9 protein-coding genes and 2 pseudogenes are annotated in these 14,031 nt (G+C 72.3%); 6 read left to right on the top strand and 5 right to left on the bottom strand.

Going from position 1 to position 14,031, the window contains the following annotated elements; all coding sequences use genetic code 11:
- Positions 1-63: 63 nt before the first annotated feature.
- Positions 64-678, top strand: a complete 615-nt coding sequence (locus AC507J_RS13745; RefSeq protein WP_496289525.1) for a sigma factor — start codon at positions 64-66, stop codon at positions 676-678.
- A gap of 129 nt (positions 679-807) precedes the next feature.
- Here AC507J_RS13745 and AC507J_RS13740 read toward each other — a convergent pair.
- The 3 genes and pseudogenes from AC507J_RS13740 to AC507J_RS13730 all read right to left on the bottom strand — a co-directional run.
- A pseudogene (locus AC507J_RS13740) lies at positions 808-1,377 on the bottom strand (carotenoid biosynthesis protein); the annotation flags it as partial.
- Between the two features lie 60 nt (positions 1,378-1,437).
- Complete coding sequence (locus AC507J_RS13735; RefSeq protein WP_496289524.1) at positions 1,438-1,896, bottom strand: hypothetical protein; 459 nt, start codon at positions 1,894-1,896, stop codon at positions 1,438-1,440.
- Positions 1,897-1,996: 100 nt separating this feature from the next.
- Complete coding sequence (locus tag AC507J_RS13730; protein WP_496289523.1) at positions 1,997-4,732, bottom strand: helix-turn-helix transcriptional regulator; 2,736 nt, start codon at positions 4,730-4,732, stop codon at positions 1,997-1,999.
- A 206-nt stretch (positions 4,733-4,938) separates the two neighbouring features.
- On the opposite strand from AC507J_RS13730, the gene AC507J_RS13725 reads away from it, so the two are divergent.
- From AC507J_RS13725 to AC507J_RS13710, 4 genes are all read left to right on the top strand, one after another.
- A complete protein-coding gene (locus AC507J_RS13725; RefSeq protein ID WP_496289522.1) occupies positions 4,939-6,882 on the top strand; it encodes an AfsR/SARP family transcriptional regulator in 1,944 nt (647 codons plus the stop codon).
- Entirely contained in the window at positions 6,879-7,646 is a 768-nt protein-coding gene (locus AC507J_RS13720; protein ID WP_496289521.1) for a PP2C family protein-serine/threonine phosphatase, read from the top strand. Before AC507J_RS13725 ends, AC507J_RS13720 begins: the two co-directional genes overlap by 4 nt.
- 119 nt (positions 7,647-7,765) lie before the next feature.
- Positions 7,766-8,737 carry a helix-turn-helix domain-containing protein gene (locus AC507J_RS13715; RefSeq protein WP_496289520.1) on the top strand — a complete coding sequence of 324 codons (972 nt, stop codon included), beginning with the start codon at positions 7,766-7,768 and terminating at the stop codon, positions 8,735-8,737.
- 103 nt (positions 8,738-8,840) lie between these two features.
- Positions 8,841-11,597, top strand: coding sequence for a helix-turn-helix transcriptional regulator (locus AC507J_RS13710; protein ID WP_496289519.1), 2,757 nt, complete (start codon positions 8,841-8,843; stop codon positions 11,595-11,597).
- A gap of 116 nt (positions 11,598-11,713) precedes the next feature.
- Here the strand turns inward: AC507J_RS13710 and AC507J_RS13705 are convergent.
- Both AC507J_RS13705 and AC507J_RS13700 read right to left on the bottom strand, forming a co-directional pair.
- Positions 11,714-11,890, bottom strand: a pseudogene (locus tag AC507J_RS13705) (universal stress protein); the annotation flags it as partial.
- Positions 11,891-12,030: 140 nt separating this feature from the next.
- Entirely contained in the window at positions 12,031-12,996 is a 966-nt protein-coding gene (locus AC507J_RS13700; protein WP_496289518.1) for an SDR family NAD(P)-dependent oxidoreductase, read from the bottom strand.
- Between the two features lie 85 nt (positions 12,997-13,081).
- Here AC507J_RS13700 and AC507J_RS13695 point away from each other — a divergent pair, with 85 nt between their 5' ends.
- Positions 13,082-14,005: an AraC family transcriptional regulator gene (locus AC507J_RS13695; protein WP_496289517.1), complete on the top strand. Its 924-nt coding sequence runs from the start codon at positions 13,082-13,084 to the stop codon at positions 14,003-14,005.
- The last annotated feature ends 26 nt before the right edge of the window (positions 14,006-14,031 follow it).

The following is a 14,031-nucleotide window of genomic DNA, read 5'->3' as shown; positions in this document are numbered from 1 at the left end:
CCAGCGCACTGCCGCTGCCTAGCGTCCGACGCACCGATCGCCCGCCATGGAAGGTGCCCCGACATGTCCACCGAAACACCGGTCCGGCCGGACGGTCTCCCCGAGTTCCTCGCCGCACGGGCTCGACTGCTGGCCATCGCACAGCACATCGCCGGAGGTCACGCCGACGCCGAGGACATCGTGCAGGACGCGTGGCTGCGGTGGCAGCGTGTCGACCGCAGCGTCGTGGACAACCCGCCGGCCTTCCTGTCCCTCACGACGTCCCGGTTGTCGCTCAGTGCGATCCGCTCCGCCCGGCGGAGGCCGTCCGTGCCAGCCGGCGACTGGCTGGAGGATCTGCCGGTACCGGACGAGGATCCCGCCCGCGTCGCCGAACGCGCCGAGGACGTGCGTACCGCCGTCGCGTTGCTCACGAGCGTGCTGACGCCGCTGGAGCAGGTCGCCTACCTCCTGCGGGAGGCGTTCGGGTGGCCGTACCGACAGATCGGCACCGCCCTCGACCGCACCGACGGGTATGCCCGGCAGCTCGCCTATCGGGCCCGGTCGCGCCTGGCGGCCGCGCGCGGCTGCGCCGTGCCGCCCAGTACGCCGGACGAGCGATCGAGGTTGCTGACCGCGTTCCTGCACGCGTCGCGGACCGGTGACATGACCGCGCTGGTCGCCCTCACCGAGAAGTAGGCGGCGTCCGGCCCCGCCACCTCGGTGCGCCACCCACCGGACAGGAGACAGCCATGCACATCACCACACCGTTCGGCGCGAGGTCGACGGCCGACGAGGTGTCTGGTGGCGACGTCCCGCCGGCATCTATCAGCCGGCCACCCGCGCCGGTTCGGCGTCGGCTGGTTCTCTGCCGCCCCCCACGTCCTCACCGCCCGGACCCCCCACGTCCTCACCGCCCGGACGACGGGACCGCTCCCGTGCAGCCGCTCGCAGACCGAGCAGTCCGAACGGCAGGACGACGAACAGGTTGATCACCATCATCGTCTCGGCCATGGCGCGGTTGCTCCACACCACGCCGGACGGGTCGGTGACCGAGCCCCCGTCAGCGACCAGGAAGAGCGCCACCGCGTTCAGAGCCAGCGCCAGGTACACGATCGGGGCCGCCGCCAGCGTCGCCTCCCGCAGCACGGGCCGGCGACGCACCTGATAGATCGCGAAGACCTGGAAGAACAGCCAGGTGACGAACCACCAGCCCAGATAGTTGGTGAACGGCACGCCGAAGACCCCGCCGCCGTTCTCCCACTCCCAGACACGGTTGACCGTCGAGGCGGCGGAGCCACTGCCCAGGTCGAACACGGTCATCAGCACCGCCGCCAGTGCGGGCACCGCGACGACGTCGCCGGCCCGGCGCCCGCGGCCGGCGAGGATCAGCCCGGCGAGGCGCCAGCACCGCCGCGAGGCCGGCCAGGGCCCAGGTGACCGCGGACCAGCGGAACCTCATGCCGACCGCCGAGCGCTCGCCGTGGCGCCGGGCCCCGTCTGCCACGCGAGATAGAGCAACGAGATCGCCAGGACGACCTCGACACCGAGTCCGGTGCCGACGCCCAGCGCTGCCTCCGGCGAGAAGTGGGCGAAGTGCGTGAGGTGGTAGAGGAAATGCGCGCCCGCGTAGACCAGGTAGCCGGTGAGCGCCGCCGTGACGACCGTGTGCTGGAGGGCCCGGGCGGCGAGGAAGAGCACGGCGGCCAGTGCCAAACCCAGGCCGCCGACGTCGGACACCAGGTGCTCGTTGTACGGCGGATCGAGCTCCACCGTGGGGAAGTCGTCGTAGAAGGAGCGTGGGAACGCGTACTGCCAGACGGAGACGAGGGTCTGCAGGCCGGCCAACGTGAACAGCCCGCCGCGCAGCCATTTCCGCTTGGCGAGGACGGAAGCACCGGAAGATGGAGTGGTCATGCCGTCAAGACGCCAGGGTCCGCGCATCTGTTACTCCGCGCCGGCCGCGGCACCCGCGGTCGGCGGGCGACCTCCGGGGCTGACGCCGTGGCGCGCTGGCCTACCGGCTGAACTCGGCGACCGTCGCGCCGAGCACCTGCGCCAACTCGGTACGTGAGGTGATACCCAGCTTGGGAAAGACTCGGTAGAGGTGTGAACCGATCGTTCGAGGCGACAGGTACAACCGCCGCCCGATGTCGCGGTTGGTGAAGCCTTGGGCGGCGAGTGCGGCGATCTGCATCTCCTGGGGGGTGAGCCGGTCGACCCCGCCGGCCCGGGGAGCGGCGACACGTTCACCGGAGGCCCGCAACTGCGCGCGGGCGAGCTCGCTCCACGGCCCTAGACCGAGTGCGTCATAGGTCCGCATCGCGGCCCGCAGCTGCTGCCGGCTCTCCGGCAGCCGGCGCCGCTGGCGTAGCGACCGTCCGTACGCCAACTGCAGGTGCGCCCGACCGGCCGCACCGACTTCATCCGCGCTGAGGGCTTGGTGGAACGCCTCGTCGGCCCGTTCGTCGTCGGCGCGGACGGCGGCGGCGTAGCGCAGGCCGGCCACCAGCGCGGGAAATCCTGACTGCTCGGCCACCGGGGCCAACTCCCGGACCAGGGCGTCGAGTTCCTCGTGCCGGCCCGCCCGGACAGCGGCCTCGGCCAGATACTCGACGAGAAAGAGCCGGAAGTGGACGTGGAAGCCGGGCGCGCCGGCCGTGCAGATCGCCCGTAGCTGCTCGTATGCCTCCTCGGGGCGGTTGCCACCGAGCGCCGTGATCCCGCGCGCGAGCCGCACGAGGATCAGCACCTCGACGGCGCCCAGCGGCACCAGGACCTGTTCCGCCTCGGCGGCCAGGGCCTCGGCGGCGGCGACGTCGCCGCGCAGCCCCGCCGCCGCAGCGCCCAGTACCTGCCCCACCGCCACGGACAACGGCTGGCCGGTGTCCGGTGCCAGCCGGGTTGCTTCATCGGCGCAGGCCGCGGCCAGGCGTGCGTCGCCGAGCAGCAGCGCCGCGAGGCTCTGCGAGGTGAGCAGGTGCACCAGCAGGGTCAACTGCCCGGAGTCACGCAGGGCGGCGATCGCGCTGGCCTGTAGGCGAAGCGACCGGCTCAGGTCGCCGGCGACCTGAGCCGCGAGGCCGACCTGATAGAGGCCGACGGGACCGAGCGCCGACGTGTCGACGCCGCGCAGCCGCCGTAACACCGATGCCCCGCGCTCGACCGGCTTCAACATCGCCTCGGCATGCAGTCGTCGCGGATCGTCCGCCGGCATCGGCAGCCGGTCGACGATGTCCGCCAGCGCCGCGCGCAGCGGGTCGCTGAGGTCACCCGACCAGTAGAAGCGCGTCGCGACCTCACCGATGCTGACCAGGGCCTGCTCGTAGTCGGCAGCCGGTTCGGTGGCGACGGCCGCAGCCGTCTCGGCCATGATCGACACCTCCCCTTCGGTGCCCCAGCCGCCCTCGAGGAAACTCCTCCGCAACAGCGTGAGGAGCAGCCGGGACGGGGCATCCAGCCGACTCGGTTCGATGAGCCGGAAGAGCCGTCCCACCTCCTGCGCGTCGCCCAGGTCGGCGGCGGCGACGAGCGCGGCCATCAGTCGCCGCTGCCGCCGGTACGGCGCCACGGTGAGCTCGGCGGCGCGCAGGAACATCCGGTGCGCGACGGCGCCGCTGCCCCGGTCGCGCATCGGGTGGGCCGCGTTCTCCAGGTCCGTGGCGATTCGTTCGTCAGGCTCATCGGCTGCGGCCGCCCGGTGCCAGGCGCGCCGTTCCGGGCGGTCGGCGGTCAGCGTGGCCAGCGCACGGTGACATGACCGGCGCACCTGAGCGTCAGCTGTCTGGCTGATCGCGGACCGGATCAGGGGGTGCCGGAACCGCACCGGCTGTCTGGCATCGAGAGGTTCGATGATCCTGGCCGCCGCGGCGGCTTCCAGGTCCGACTGGTCCACTGGGTGGCCCGCCACCGCGCTGGCGGCGGTCAGCACCTCGTCCAGGCCGCCGTCCCCCAGGGCCGCCACGACGAGGGCCAGCCGGGTGGGTGTGGGCAGCGCCGCGGCCCGCGCGGTGAAGGCCTGCGTCAACCGCTCGGTGAGCGGCACCTCGTCGGGGGCCGTCGACGAGGGCGAACGGTCGGGGGTCCGGGCCAGTTCGGCCAGCGCGAGCGGGTTTCCGCCGGACTCCCGCAGGATGCGCTGCCGTCCCGCGGCTTTGAGGTGCGGCGCGTGCGCCCGCAGGACCCGGTCCGCCGCCGAAGGATCCAGCGGCGGCAGCGCGATCGTGGGTATGTCGGCGGCAAACGCCGGTTGGCCTTCTGAATCGTCCCGGTACGCACCGATGAGGACGACGGGATCCGAGGCGATCCGCCGGCCGACGAAGGACAGCACGACCGCGGAGGTCGGGTCCGCATGATGTAGGTCGTCGACCACCAGCACCACCGGCGCCTGCTCGGCAAGGGTGGTGGTGAGCTCCAGCGTGGCCCGCGCGACCGCGTACGGTGCCGCCGCGCTGCCGACGTCCCGCAGCAGGTCTTCGAGGATGGCGAACCGGGCGGCCTCGGCTGCCACGGGTCCGAGCAACTGACCGAGCATCGAATGACCGAGCGCGTACTCGGCTTGCGCGCCCGACCCGGTCAGCACGCGGGCACCGGCGGCCAGCGCCGCCTTGACGGCGCGACCCAACAGCGCCGTCTTTCCGATGCCGGCCGGCCCCCGCAGTAGCAACGCGCCGCCACGGCCCGCCACACCGTTGCGGATCAGCGCGTGCAGCCTCGCGAGCTCCTCGTCGCGGCCCGGCAGGAGGTCGGTCACGTGCCGACCTTACAAGCACCGGCACCCGCGAACGGACCGGCGGTGATCTCGCCATTTGAGTCACGCTCGCGGCCGACGCAGTCGCGCGACTGATGACCTAGGTGCCGGCGACGGCCAGTCTCGTAGTGGGGCGCGGACAGCGTCCATCGCCTCAACGAAGGTCGGCCGATTGACCCCCTTCGCGGGATGAAAGGAGTGTGACAGTTATGCGTTTCACTATCCTCGGCCCGGTCGGTGCCCGGCGCGGTGACGTCGAAGTCGATCTTGGCGGTCGTCAGCAGCGACTCGTGCTCGCCTTGCTGCTGGCCCGCCACGGATCGGTGGTCAGTCTCGCCGAGCTGGTCGACGCGCTCTGGGGCCAGGATCCGCCCACCAGCGCCGCCAATGTCATCCATCGGCACATCGGCCTGCTGCGGCGGATCATCGAACCGGATCTGCCGGTGCGGGCCGTCGGTGCGTACCTCGTCAGGCAGGCGGCTGGTTACCAACTGCGGGTCGACGAGGACGGTGTCGACCTGCTCCGCTTCCGTCGTCTCGCGGCCGAAGCCAGGCGCGCGGGCGAGCCCGGCCACGCGGTCGCGCGCTACGCCGAGGCGCTGGCCCTGTGGCGCGGTTCCTGCGCGGCGGGCCTGGCACCGGACCTGCGCAGCCAGCCCACCTTCGCCGCGATCGACGCCGAGCGGGCCCAGGTGGTCCGGGACGCCGCCGATGTCGCCCTGCTCACCGACGACGTGCGGCGGGTGATCCCGGCGCTGCGCCAGGCAATCGACCGGGATCCGCTCGACGAGGCACTACGGGCCCGCCTGGTGCTGGCGCTGGCGGCGGACGGCCGGCAGGCCGAGGCGCTGGCAAGCTTCCAGGAGATCCGCCAACGGCTCAGCGTCGAGCTCGGGATGGACCCGAGTCACGAGTTGAGCGAGGCCTACCAGCGCGTGCTGCACCAGCGGTTCAGGGCGGCCACCATCCACCCTGGCGGGCACCCGTCGGCGGGCGGAGTGGAAGAGATCCGATCGTTGGAGCCACCCCAGATACCGGCTCAGCTGCCACCGGACCACCCCTTCTTCAGCGGCCGCACGGACGTCCTGGCGCACGCCGAGCTGCTACTCGACGAGGACCGGCGGCAGGGGCGGGCCACCGTGGCCCTGGCGATCGACGGCACGGCGGGCATCGGCAAGACCACGCTCGCGATCCAGCTGGGGCACCGTCTCGCCTCCCGGTACCCGGACGGGCAGCTCTACGCCGACCTGCGCGGTTGCACCGCCGGGGGCGCCCCGATGAGCCCCGGCGAGGCGCTTCGTGGGTTTCTCTGCTCCCTCGGCGTTCCGGAGGGGGCGATGCCGACCGATCTGCACGCGCTGGCCGGCCGCTATCGCAGCATCCTCGCCGGCCGCCGGGTCCTGATCGTGCTGGACAACTGCCGGGACTTCGAGCAGGTGCGGCATCTGCTTCCCGGTGCTCCGGGCTGCCTGGCCATCGTGACCAGCCGTCAGCGCAGCATCGGCCTGATCACCACCGCAGGCGCCCATCCCCTGCCACTGACCCTACCCTCGGCCGACGAGGCGCGGGAACACCTGGTGCGGCGCCTGGGCACCGCACGGGTCGCTGCGGATCCGACAGCGGTCGAGGAGATCATCATCCGGTGCGGCCGGCTGCCGCTGGCCATCGCGAAGGTGGCCGCCCAGGCCGCCGCGCGCCCCGACCTGCCGCTCACGGTGATCGCCGCCGAACTGACCCGGGGCCACGACCGTTGCTTCGCTGAGCCGGCCGAGGCCGAGCCGGCGGTGGCGGTCGGTTCCCATCGTGGACCCGATTCACCGGCGACCCACCTGTTCCGGCTACTGGCCCCGCACGCCGGCCCCGGTCCGACCACCGCCTCGATGGCAGCCCTCGCCGCCGTGGACCACAGTCGGCTCGGGGCGGTCGTGGCCGAACTGGCCGGGCGTCACCGTACCCAGCGCCGGTCCGACGAGACCGAGCTGCACGGTCTGCTGCGGGAGTACGCCGCCGGCCGCGGGGACGAGGCGGACCTACACGAGGCTGCCCCGAGGCCCACCCGGCTCCGGTTAACCGGGAGGGACACGGTCGGCATCCGAGGCCACCGGCCGACGGATCGCGGGGCCACCCCACGTCCGCCGCAGGACCGACGGTGACGACAGCGGCGGTCGACGACCGCGGCTCGCTGTCCTATCGGCGTCGGTTCGCCCGTGAGCAGCGGATCAGCCATGCGTTGCAACACGCCATCCAGCCCGCCAGAAGCGCATTCGCCGGCGTCGACGGCCTCCGGGTGGCCGTACGGTACCGCGGTGCCGACCCCACGTTGCGCCTAGGCGGTGACTGGTACCTGATCCAGCGCTTGACCGATGGTGACCTGTTGATGGCCGTCGGCGATGTCATCGGCCACGGCCTCGGCGCCGTCGAGGTCATGATCGGGTTGCGGTACGCGATGGCGGCGTACGCCGCCGAGGGGCACCCGCCCGCGGCGATCCTGTCCCGGCTCAACGATCTGCTGTACGGATCCGGGGACGAGGCGACGGCGACCGCTGTCGTCGTGGCGTACCGGCCGAGCACCGGCCGCATCGAGTGGGCCGGCGCCGGACACCCACCCCTGTTGCTCGCCGACGGCCGGCGTGCCGTGGCCCTTCCCGCGCCGCAGGGCCCGCTGCTGGGGGTGTTCCGCGCGCCGCTGTTCGGGCAGGAATCCCGCCAGCTGCTACCCGGGCAGTCGGTACTTCTCTACACCGACGGCATGATCAAGCGGGGCACCTTCGACGTCGGCATCGACCTGCTGGCCGACCAGATCGCGGGCCTGGATCAGGACCACCCGGCCGACATTCTCGACCAACTGGACTTCGGCGTCGCCCGCGACGACGCCTGCGCCCTGCTCGCCCGACGCACGGCTGAACCGGCCCGATGACCGGATCAGAACCGACCGGTGGCCGGTCGCGCGGTGCACTGCCCGGTTGTTGGACGCCCGGGCCGGCTCAGGAGACAATTGCCGGACAGTGCTGACGCTGGGGAGAGGGGTCGCAGTCCGTGCCAGTCGTCTTCGACACCGAGTCCATCGCGGCCGCCGAGCGGGTCGACGCCTTTCGATCCGCGATCATCGACGCCACCGTGCCGTCCAGCGTCGCCCTCGATCCAGTGCCGCCGGGCGTGCCGCTGTCGGCCCGGCTCGTCACCTGGCGGCTGGGACGCGTCCAGGCGCTGCGCACCCGGATCAATCACCGCATGCAACTGGTGCGCAGCCCCCGGCAGACCAGGGTGGGATGCACGCCGATGATCTCGCTCGCCGTCCAGACCCGCAACGCCGGGTACCACGAGCAGTTCGGCCGCCTCCGGCAGGCACCCGTAGGCGCGCTCAGCTGCATCGATCTCACGTCGCCCTACCGGTTCACCCAGCTTCATCGGAGCGCCGGCTGCGCGCTGCAGATCCCCATCGACGAGCTGGACCTGCCGATGGACGTCGTCAGGCGGGCCGCTGCGGCGCTGCCCAGCAGCCCGCTCTACACGCTGATGACCGCCCACGTCACGGCGCTGGCCTGCGGCCCGGATCGGCTGGACCCGCAGGTGGCGGCGGGAATGGGACGGTCCGCGGTCGAGCTGGCACGCTCGTTGCTGCTGTCCGCGGCCGACCGCCCCTACCCGCCGGCCGACGGCGCCGCGTTGCTCACCCAGATCCGGGCATACATCGCCCAACACCTGACCGACGAGGATCTCGGCCCGGATTCGATAGCCGCCGCCCTGCACGTCTCGGTGCGGCACCTCTACTCCGTGTGCGCCCGCGACGGCTTCAGCATCGAACAGTGGATCATCGGGCAGCGGCTGGAGAACACCAAGACCGACCTGGCAAGCCCGGCGTACGCGAACCGCACCGTGGCCGCGATCGCCTATCGCTGGGGGTTCCGCGATCCCGCCCATTTCAGCCGCCGATTCCGGCTGGCCTACGGCATCACCCCGACCGGCTGGCGGGCGGCGGCAGGCGGCGGCAACCCACGTCACAGCTGATACTGCACAATGTTGTCCGTGACTGCACGATGATGCCGGCTGGGACGCCCACCGGGCCACCATCGCGACATTTGACCCGATCCGGATTGGCAAAGTTGCGGGCATGACAACCGTCGTGCGGGATTCTGACCATGGCGTACCCGTGATCATCGGCCGCGACGCCGAGTTGCAGCTGATGCGCCGCCTGGTCGGCGAGACCGCGGCGGGAGAAGGCACCGCACTGCTCGTGCGCGGCGGCGCCGGGGTCGGCAAGTCCGTCCTCCTACGGGCCCTGCGCACCGAGGCCACCGGCGTCGGCCTGACGGTTCTGTCAGCGGCCGGGGTGGAAACCGAACAATGGTTCCCGTACGCCGCACTGCACCTGCTGCTGCGACCGTTGGACCGGGCCGTCGAGCAGCTGCCACCCGGGCACCGGCAGGCGATCCGCGCGGCATTCGGTGCCGAGCAGACCCAACCCGAGGTGCACCAGGTCGCCCTGGCGGTCCTTGAGCTGCTCGCCGACGCCGCCGCTCGGCGGCCCGCCCTACTGGTGGTCGACGACCTTCAATGGGTTGACACACCGAGCCGGGACGTGCTCACCTTCGTCGCGCGACGCACCCAAGGTCATGCCATTCTGCTCGTCGGTGCGGCGCGGGCCGAGCGCGCAGAGCCGTACCGCTGGGGCGACCGGCCCGACCTGAACGTCGAACCGCTTGACCCGGCGGCCGCCGCCGTACTGCTCGACGCCGGCGCGCCGGACCTGCCGCCCCCGGCCCGGGCGCTCATCCTGGCCCGGGCGGCGGGCAATCCCTTGGCCCTGGTCGAGCTGCCGAAGGCGGTGCACGGCACGCCCGAGGAGAGCGACCACCTGCCGTTGACCCGCCGGCTGGAGGTCGCGTTCGCCTCACGTACCGACCCGACCAGCCCGGCCTGCCGGATGTTCCTGCTGGTCCTGGCAGCCGAGCCGACGGCGCCGCTGGACCGGCTGTTGACGGCGTCCAGCCAGCTTGCCGGCTCCGTGGTGACCCTGGACGCGCTCCAGGAGGCCACCGAGGCGGGCCTGCTGGCCATGGTCGACGGGCACCCCGAGTTTCGGCATCCACTGATGCGCTCCGCCATCTACGGCCGGGCCACGCTCACCGACCGGTTGGCCGCCCACCGTTGCCTGGCTACCGTGCTGGCGGACGACCCGGAGCGCCAGCTCGCCCACCGGGCCGAAGCCGCCATCGGTCCGGACGAGGACCTGGCCGACCGCCTCGAGCGCTTCGCCGACGCGGCGCAGGCGCGGGGCAAGATCGCTATGAGCGTCCCGGCCCTGCGCCGCGCAGCCCGGCTGGTACGCGACCCGCACCGACAGACCGGCATCCTGATCCGGGCGGCGGAACTGTCCAGCCAACTCAGCGACCGCGCCCATACCAGGGCGCTGCTGGCGCAGGCCGACCTGCACGGGCTCGGCCCGGTGGAACGCGGTCGACTCATGCTCGTGTCCGACAACGCCGCGTTCGAACCGGACGAGCCGCACCGGCGCATCCACGGCATGGTCGCCACGGCGGCTGCGGCGATGGACGCCGGGGACCGGCACGTCGCTGAGAACCTGCTGTGGCGGGCGGCGGCTCGGTGCTTCTTCCAGGACGGAGACGCGGCGACGCGCGCCGAGACCGCGGCTGAGCTAGACCGATGGAATCCTGACCCGGACGCTCCACACACGCTGACCGTGCGCTTGTACACCGAGCCGTACCGGCACGGACGCGATGTGCTCCGGCGGCTCGACGGGGTCGGCCCGGCCTCCCAGGACGGCTACCGGCTGCATTTCCTGGGCAGCGGAGCGATGGTCGTCGGCGACTTCACGCACGCCTCGCGGTACCTGGCGCATACGGCCGCGATCTGGCGGGCACAGGGGCGGCTCGGTCTGCTCGCCCGGGCGCTGGCCGGCAGTTGGCCGCGGTTCTATCTGGGCCGGCTCGAACAGGCTCGCGCCGAGTCCGAGGAGGGGCGGCTCCTCGCCCGGGAGACCGACGAGTCGATCGCCTGGCTTGGCCTCACGGCCACGGCCGCGCTGGTGGCGGTAACGCGCGGGGAAGGCGAGACGGCGGGCCGAATGCTCCAGGAGCTGCGCGCCAGCAGCCTGTTCCTCGGGATGCCGTTCGCCGCTGCGATCGCGCAGCAGGTCACCGGACTGCTCGCGCTCTTCGACGGGCACGCCGGCGAGGCTTACGACATCTTCGCGCGGGTGTTCGACCCGCACGACCCGCACCATCACTCGGTGAGCCGCTGGCTGGTGGCCCCCGACCTGGCCGACGCCGCTGTGGCCGCCGGCACCGTCGACCGGGCGCGGGAGCTGCTGGCCGAGCTGCCGGAGCTGGCCAGCCGGCTGCCATCGGAGATGATGCGGATGGCGGAAGCGTACTGCGACGCCGTGCTCGCCCCGGAGGACGAGGCGGAGCGGCGGTACCGCCGGGCACTGACCGCGCTTCCTGACGGGTGCCTGCTGATCCGCGCCCGGCTGCATCTGCAGTACGGCCGATGGCTACGCCGGCAACGGCGGTACCTCGAGGCCCGCGACCCGCTGCGGACCGCCCGCGACGAGTTCGACCGGCTGGGCGCGCGCCCGTGGGCCGAGGCGGCCCGCAGTCAGCTGCGGGCCGCCGGCGAGTCCACCGGACGGCGGTACGCGAACCTCGGCGAGCAGCTGTCCAGTCAGGAGATGCAGATCGCGCTGCTGGCCGCACAGGGGCTGAGCAACCGGGAGATCGGGGAGCGACTGTTCATCTCGCACCGGACGGTCGGCTCACACCTGTACCGGATCTACCCGCGCCTGGGTGTGACCAGTCGGGGGCAGTTGGCCGCCGTCCTGGCCGGCGGCCCCGGTTTGGTCGACTGACCGTCGAGGCGACCGCCGCCACCCGTGGACCCGAGTCTCATGGCCGAGTTGGTGACTCGTCGCCTCATCCAGGGCCGCTCCTACCGGCACGAGATGCTCGACCATGTCGGCGTCGATCAGCGCTGGTAGGCACAATGCCGCAGGATGGCCACCGGAGTGTGCGCGTAGTGCAGCACCGTGTGACTGACCGAACCGAGCAGCAAGCCACCCAGAGGGCCACGCCCACGAGCGCCGACGACCACCAACTGCGCCGCTCGAGACTCCTTCAACAGCACGGCTGCCGGTGCGCTGCGGTCAGCTTCGGGCTGTCGGCGAATCCACCGGCCGACGGTACGCGAAACGTCGGCGAGCGGCTGTCCAACCAGGAGGTCTAGATCACGCCGCTCGCCGTCCTTACCGGCACGTAGCAGGCGGGTGGCTGAGCATCGAGCGACTACCGGGACGCGAGGGCCTGCTCGGCGTACGCCCAGAGCCGGTCGGCGGCCGTTGGGTCGACGGCGTGCTCGGCCACCCCGGAGGTGGCGTCCGGACCACCCGGGACGACCTCCGCCTCCTGGTTGTCCTCGAAATAGCGACCGGTGACGCCGGCCACCAGCGGCGAGCCGGCCAGCAGCACGGAGGTCGCCGCGCCCTGTGCCGGAGTCTTGTAGTAGTCCGGCACCGTCTGGTTGCCCGCCTCGTCGACCGTCACCCCGAACGCGCGCAACGTGTCGTCGTCGAGATGCCGCTGCAGGCTGGTCATGACGTAGCCGGGGTTGGCGGCGTTGGCGGTGATCCCGTCGGCGGCCCAGTGCCGGGCGATACCGACCACGAGCAGGACGTCCGCGGTCTTCGACTGGAAGTACGCCGTCCAGGGGTCGTACGGCTGCCGCTCGAACTGCGGGTCGTCGAAGTCGACGGCCCGGCGCAGTTGCGCCCCGGAACTGACCACCACCACCCGTCCGGAACCGGCTCGGAGGCTGTCGCGTAGTCCTCGGGCGAGAGCGAAGTGGCCAAGATAGTTCGTGGCCAGGTGAAATTCCCAGCCCAGCGAGGTGACCCGGCGGTCCGGGACCGCCATGATGCCGGCGTTGGCGACCAAGGCGTGCAGCGGCCCGTCCCAGGCCGCGACGAGGGCGTCGACCGAGGACAGATCGGCCAGGTCGAGGGCGACCATCCGAACGCTACCGGGGCCGGATCCGGGAAACTCCTCAGCCAGCGTCACGGCGCGGCCGGGATCGCGGGTGGCGACTGTCACCTCGGCACCCGCGCCGGCCAGGGCCCGCACGGTCTCCACACCGATGCCCGAGGCGCCGCCGGTGACTATCATTCGGCGTCCGGTGAGATCCACGCCGTCGAGGATCTCGGCGGCCGTCGTCCGGGCGGTGAAAGGCGTGGTCAGGCGTGGAACTGCTGTCATGATGACAACCCTACGGTCGGGCCGGACGGGCCACCCATGGTTCAGCGTCCGCCGCTGTTTCGCAGGCGTCCGAAGGAGATCGCGGGTGGACCCGCTGGAAGACGTACTGGCGCTGCTCCGGGCGACGAGCCGGGTGTCGGCGGGGTTGGCCGCCGGCGGTCGCTGGGCGGTCCGGTTCCCGCCGCCGACCGGAGCCAAGTTCAACGCGGTTCGACGCGGCAACTGCTGGCTGCGCGTCGACGGACTGCCGAACCCTGTCCACCTCGACGAGGGCGACTGTTTCCTGCTGACCCGACCGGTGGCGTTCACGCTGGCCAGCGACCCCGATCTGCCGGCCGAACCGGCGTACCCGATCTTCGCGGCGGCCGGCGACGGTGTGGCCCGCGTGGGCGACGGCGACGGCGCCTTCCTCGTCGGCGCCGCGTTCGCCTTCACCGACCGCGCCCGCGACCTGCTGCTGGACGGCCTGCCACCGCTCATCCACGCGCCGGCTGCCGCGCCGGAGGCCACAACTGTGCGGTGGGCGCTCGACGAGCTCGACGCCGAGCAGCGGGGACGGCAACTGGGGGCCACTCTCGTCGCCGAGCACCTCGCCATCGTCATGTTGGTCCGGCTGCTGCGTCTGCATCTGGCCAGTGACCCGGATCGCACGGCCGGCTGGCTGGCCGGGCTGGCCGACCCGACGGTCGCCGCCGCGCTGCGGGCGATGCACGCCCGGCCGGCCCACGCCTGGACGGTGGCGGAACTCGCCGCGGTGGTGGCCGTCTCCCGGTCGACCCTCGCGTCCCGGTTCAAGCAGATGATCGGCAAGGGCCCGCTGGAGTACCTCACTCAGTGGCGGATCGAGCTGGCCGCGGACCGGCTCCGCCGCGGCGACGACACCATCGCCGCCATCGCCCGCACCGTCGGCTACGGCTCGGAGAGCGCGTTGAGCGTCGCGTTCAAGCGGGCCACGGGCCAATCGCCGGGCGCGTACCGCAGTCGGCCGACCGGCGCCCGGCGACCTTGATCGGCCCCGGGAGAACGGTCGTCGAC

The sequence above is a fragment of the Micromonospora sp. PRAS1 genome (assembly GCF_059553435.1).
This window is presented reverse-complemented; position numbering and strand designations above follow the sequence as displayed.

Bases quoted from the DNA above. Each gene is read 5' to 3' on its own strand.
- AC507J_RS13745 (WP_496289525.1), top strand. From the start codon at position 64: ATGTCCACCGAAACACCGGTCCGGCCGGACGGTCTCCCCGAGTTCCTC.
- AC507J_RS13735 (WP_496289524.1), bottom strand. From the start codon at position 1,896: ATGACCACTCCATCTTCCGGTGCTTCCGTCCTCGCCAAGCGGAAATGG.
- AC507J_RS13725 (WP_496289522.1), top strand. From the start codon at position 4,939: ATGCGTTTCACTATCCTCGGCCCGGTCGGTGCCCGGCGCGGTGACGTC.
- AC507J_RS13710 (WP_496289519.1), top strand. From the start codon at position 8,841: ATGACAACCGTCGTGCGGGATTCTGACCATGGCGTACCCGTGATCATC.
- AC507J_RS13700 (WP_496289518.1), bottom strand. From the start codon at position 12,996: ATGACAGCAGTTCCACGCCTGACCACGCCTTTCACCGCCCGGACGACG.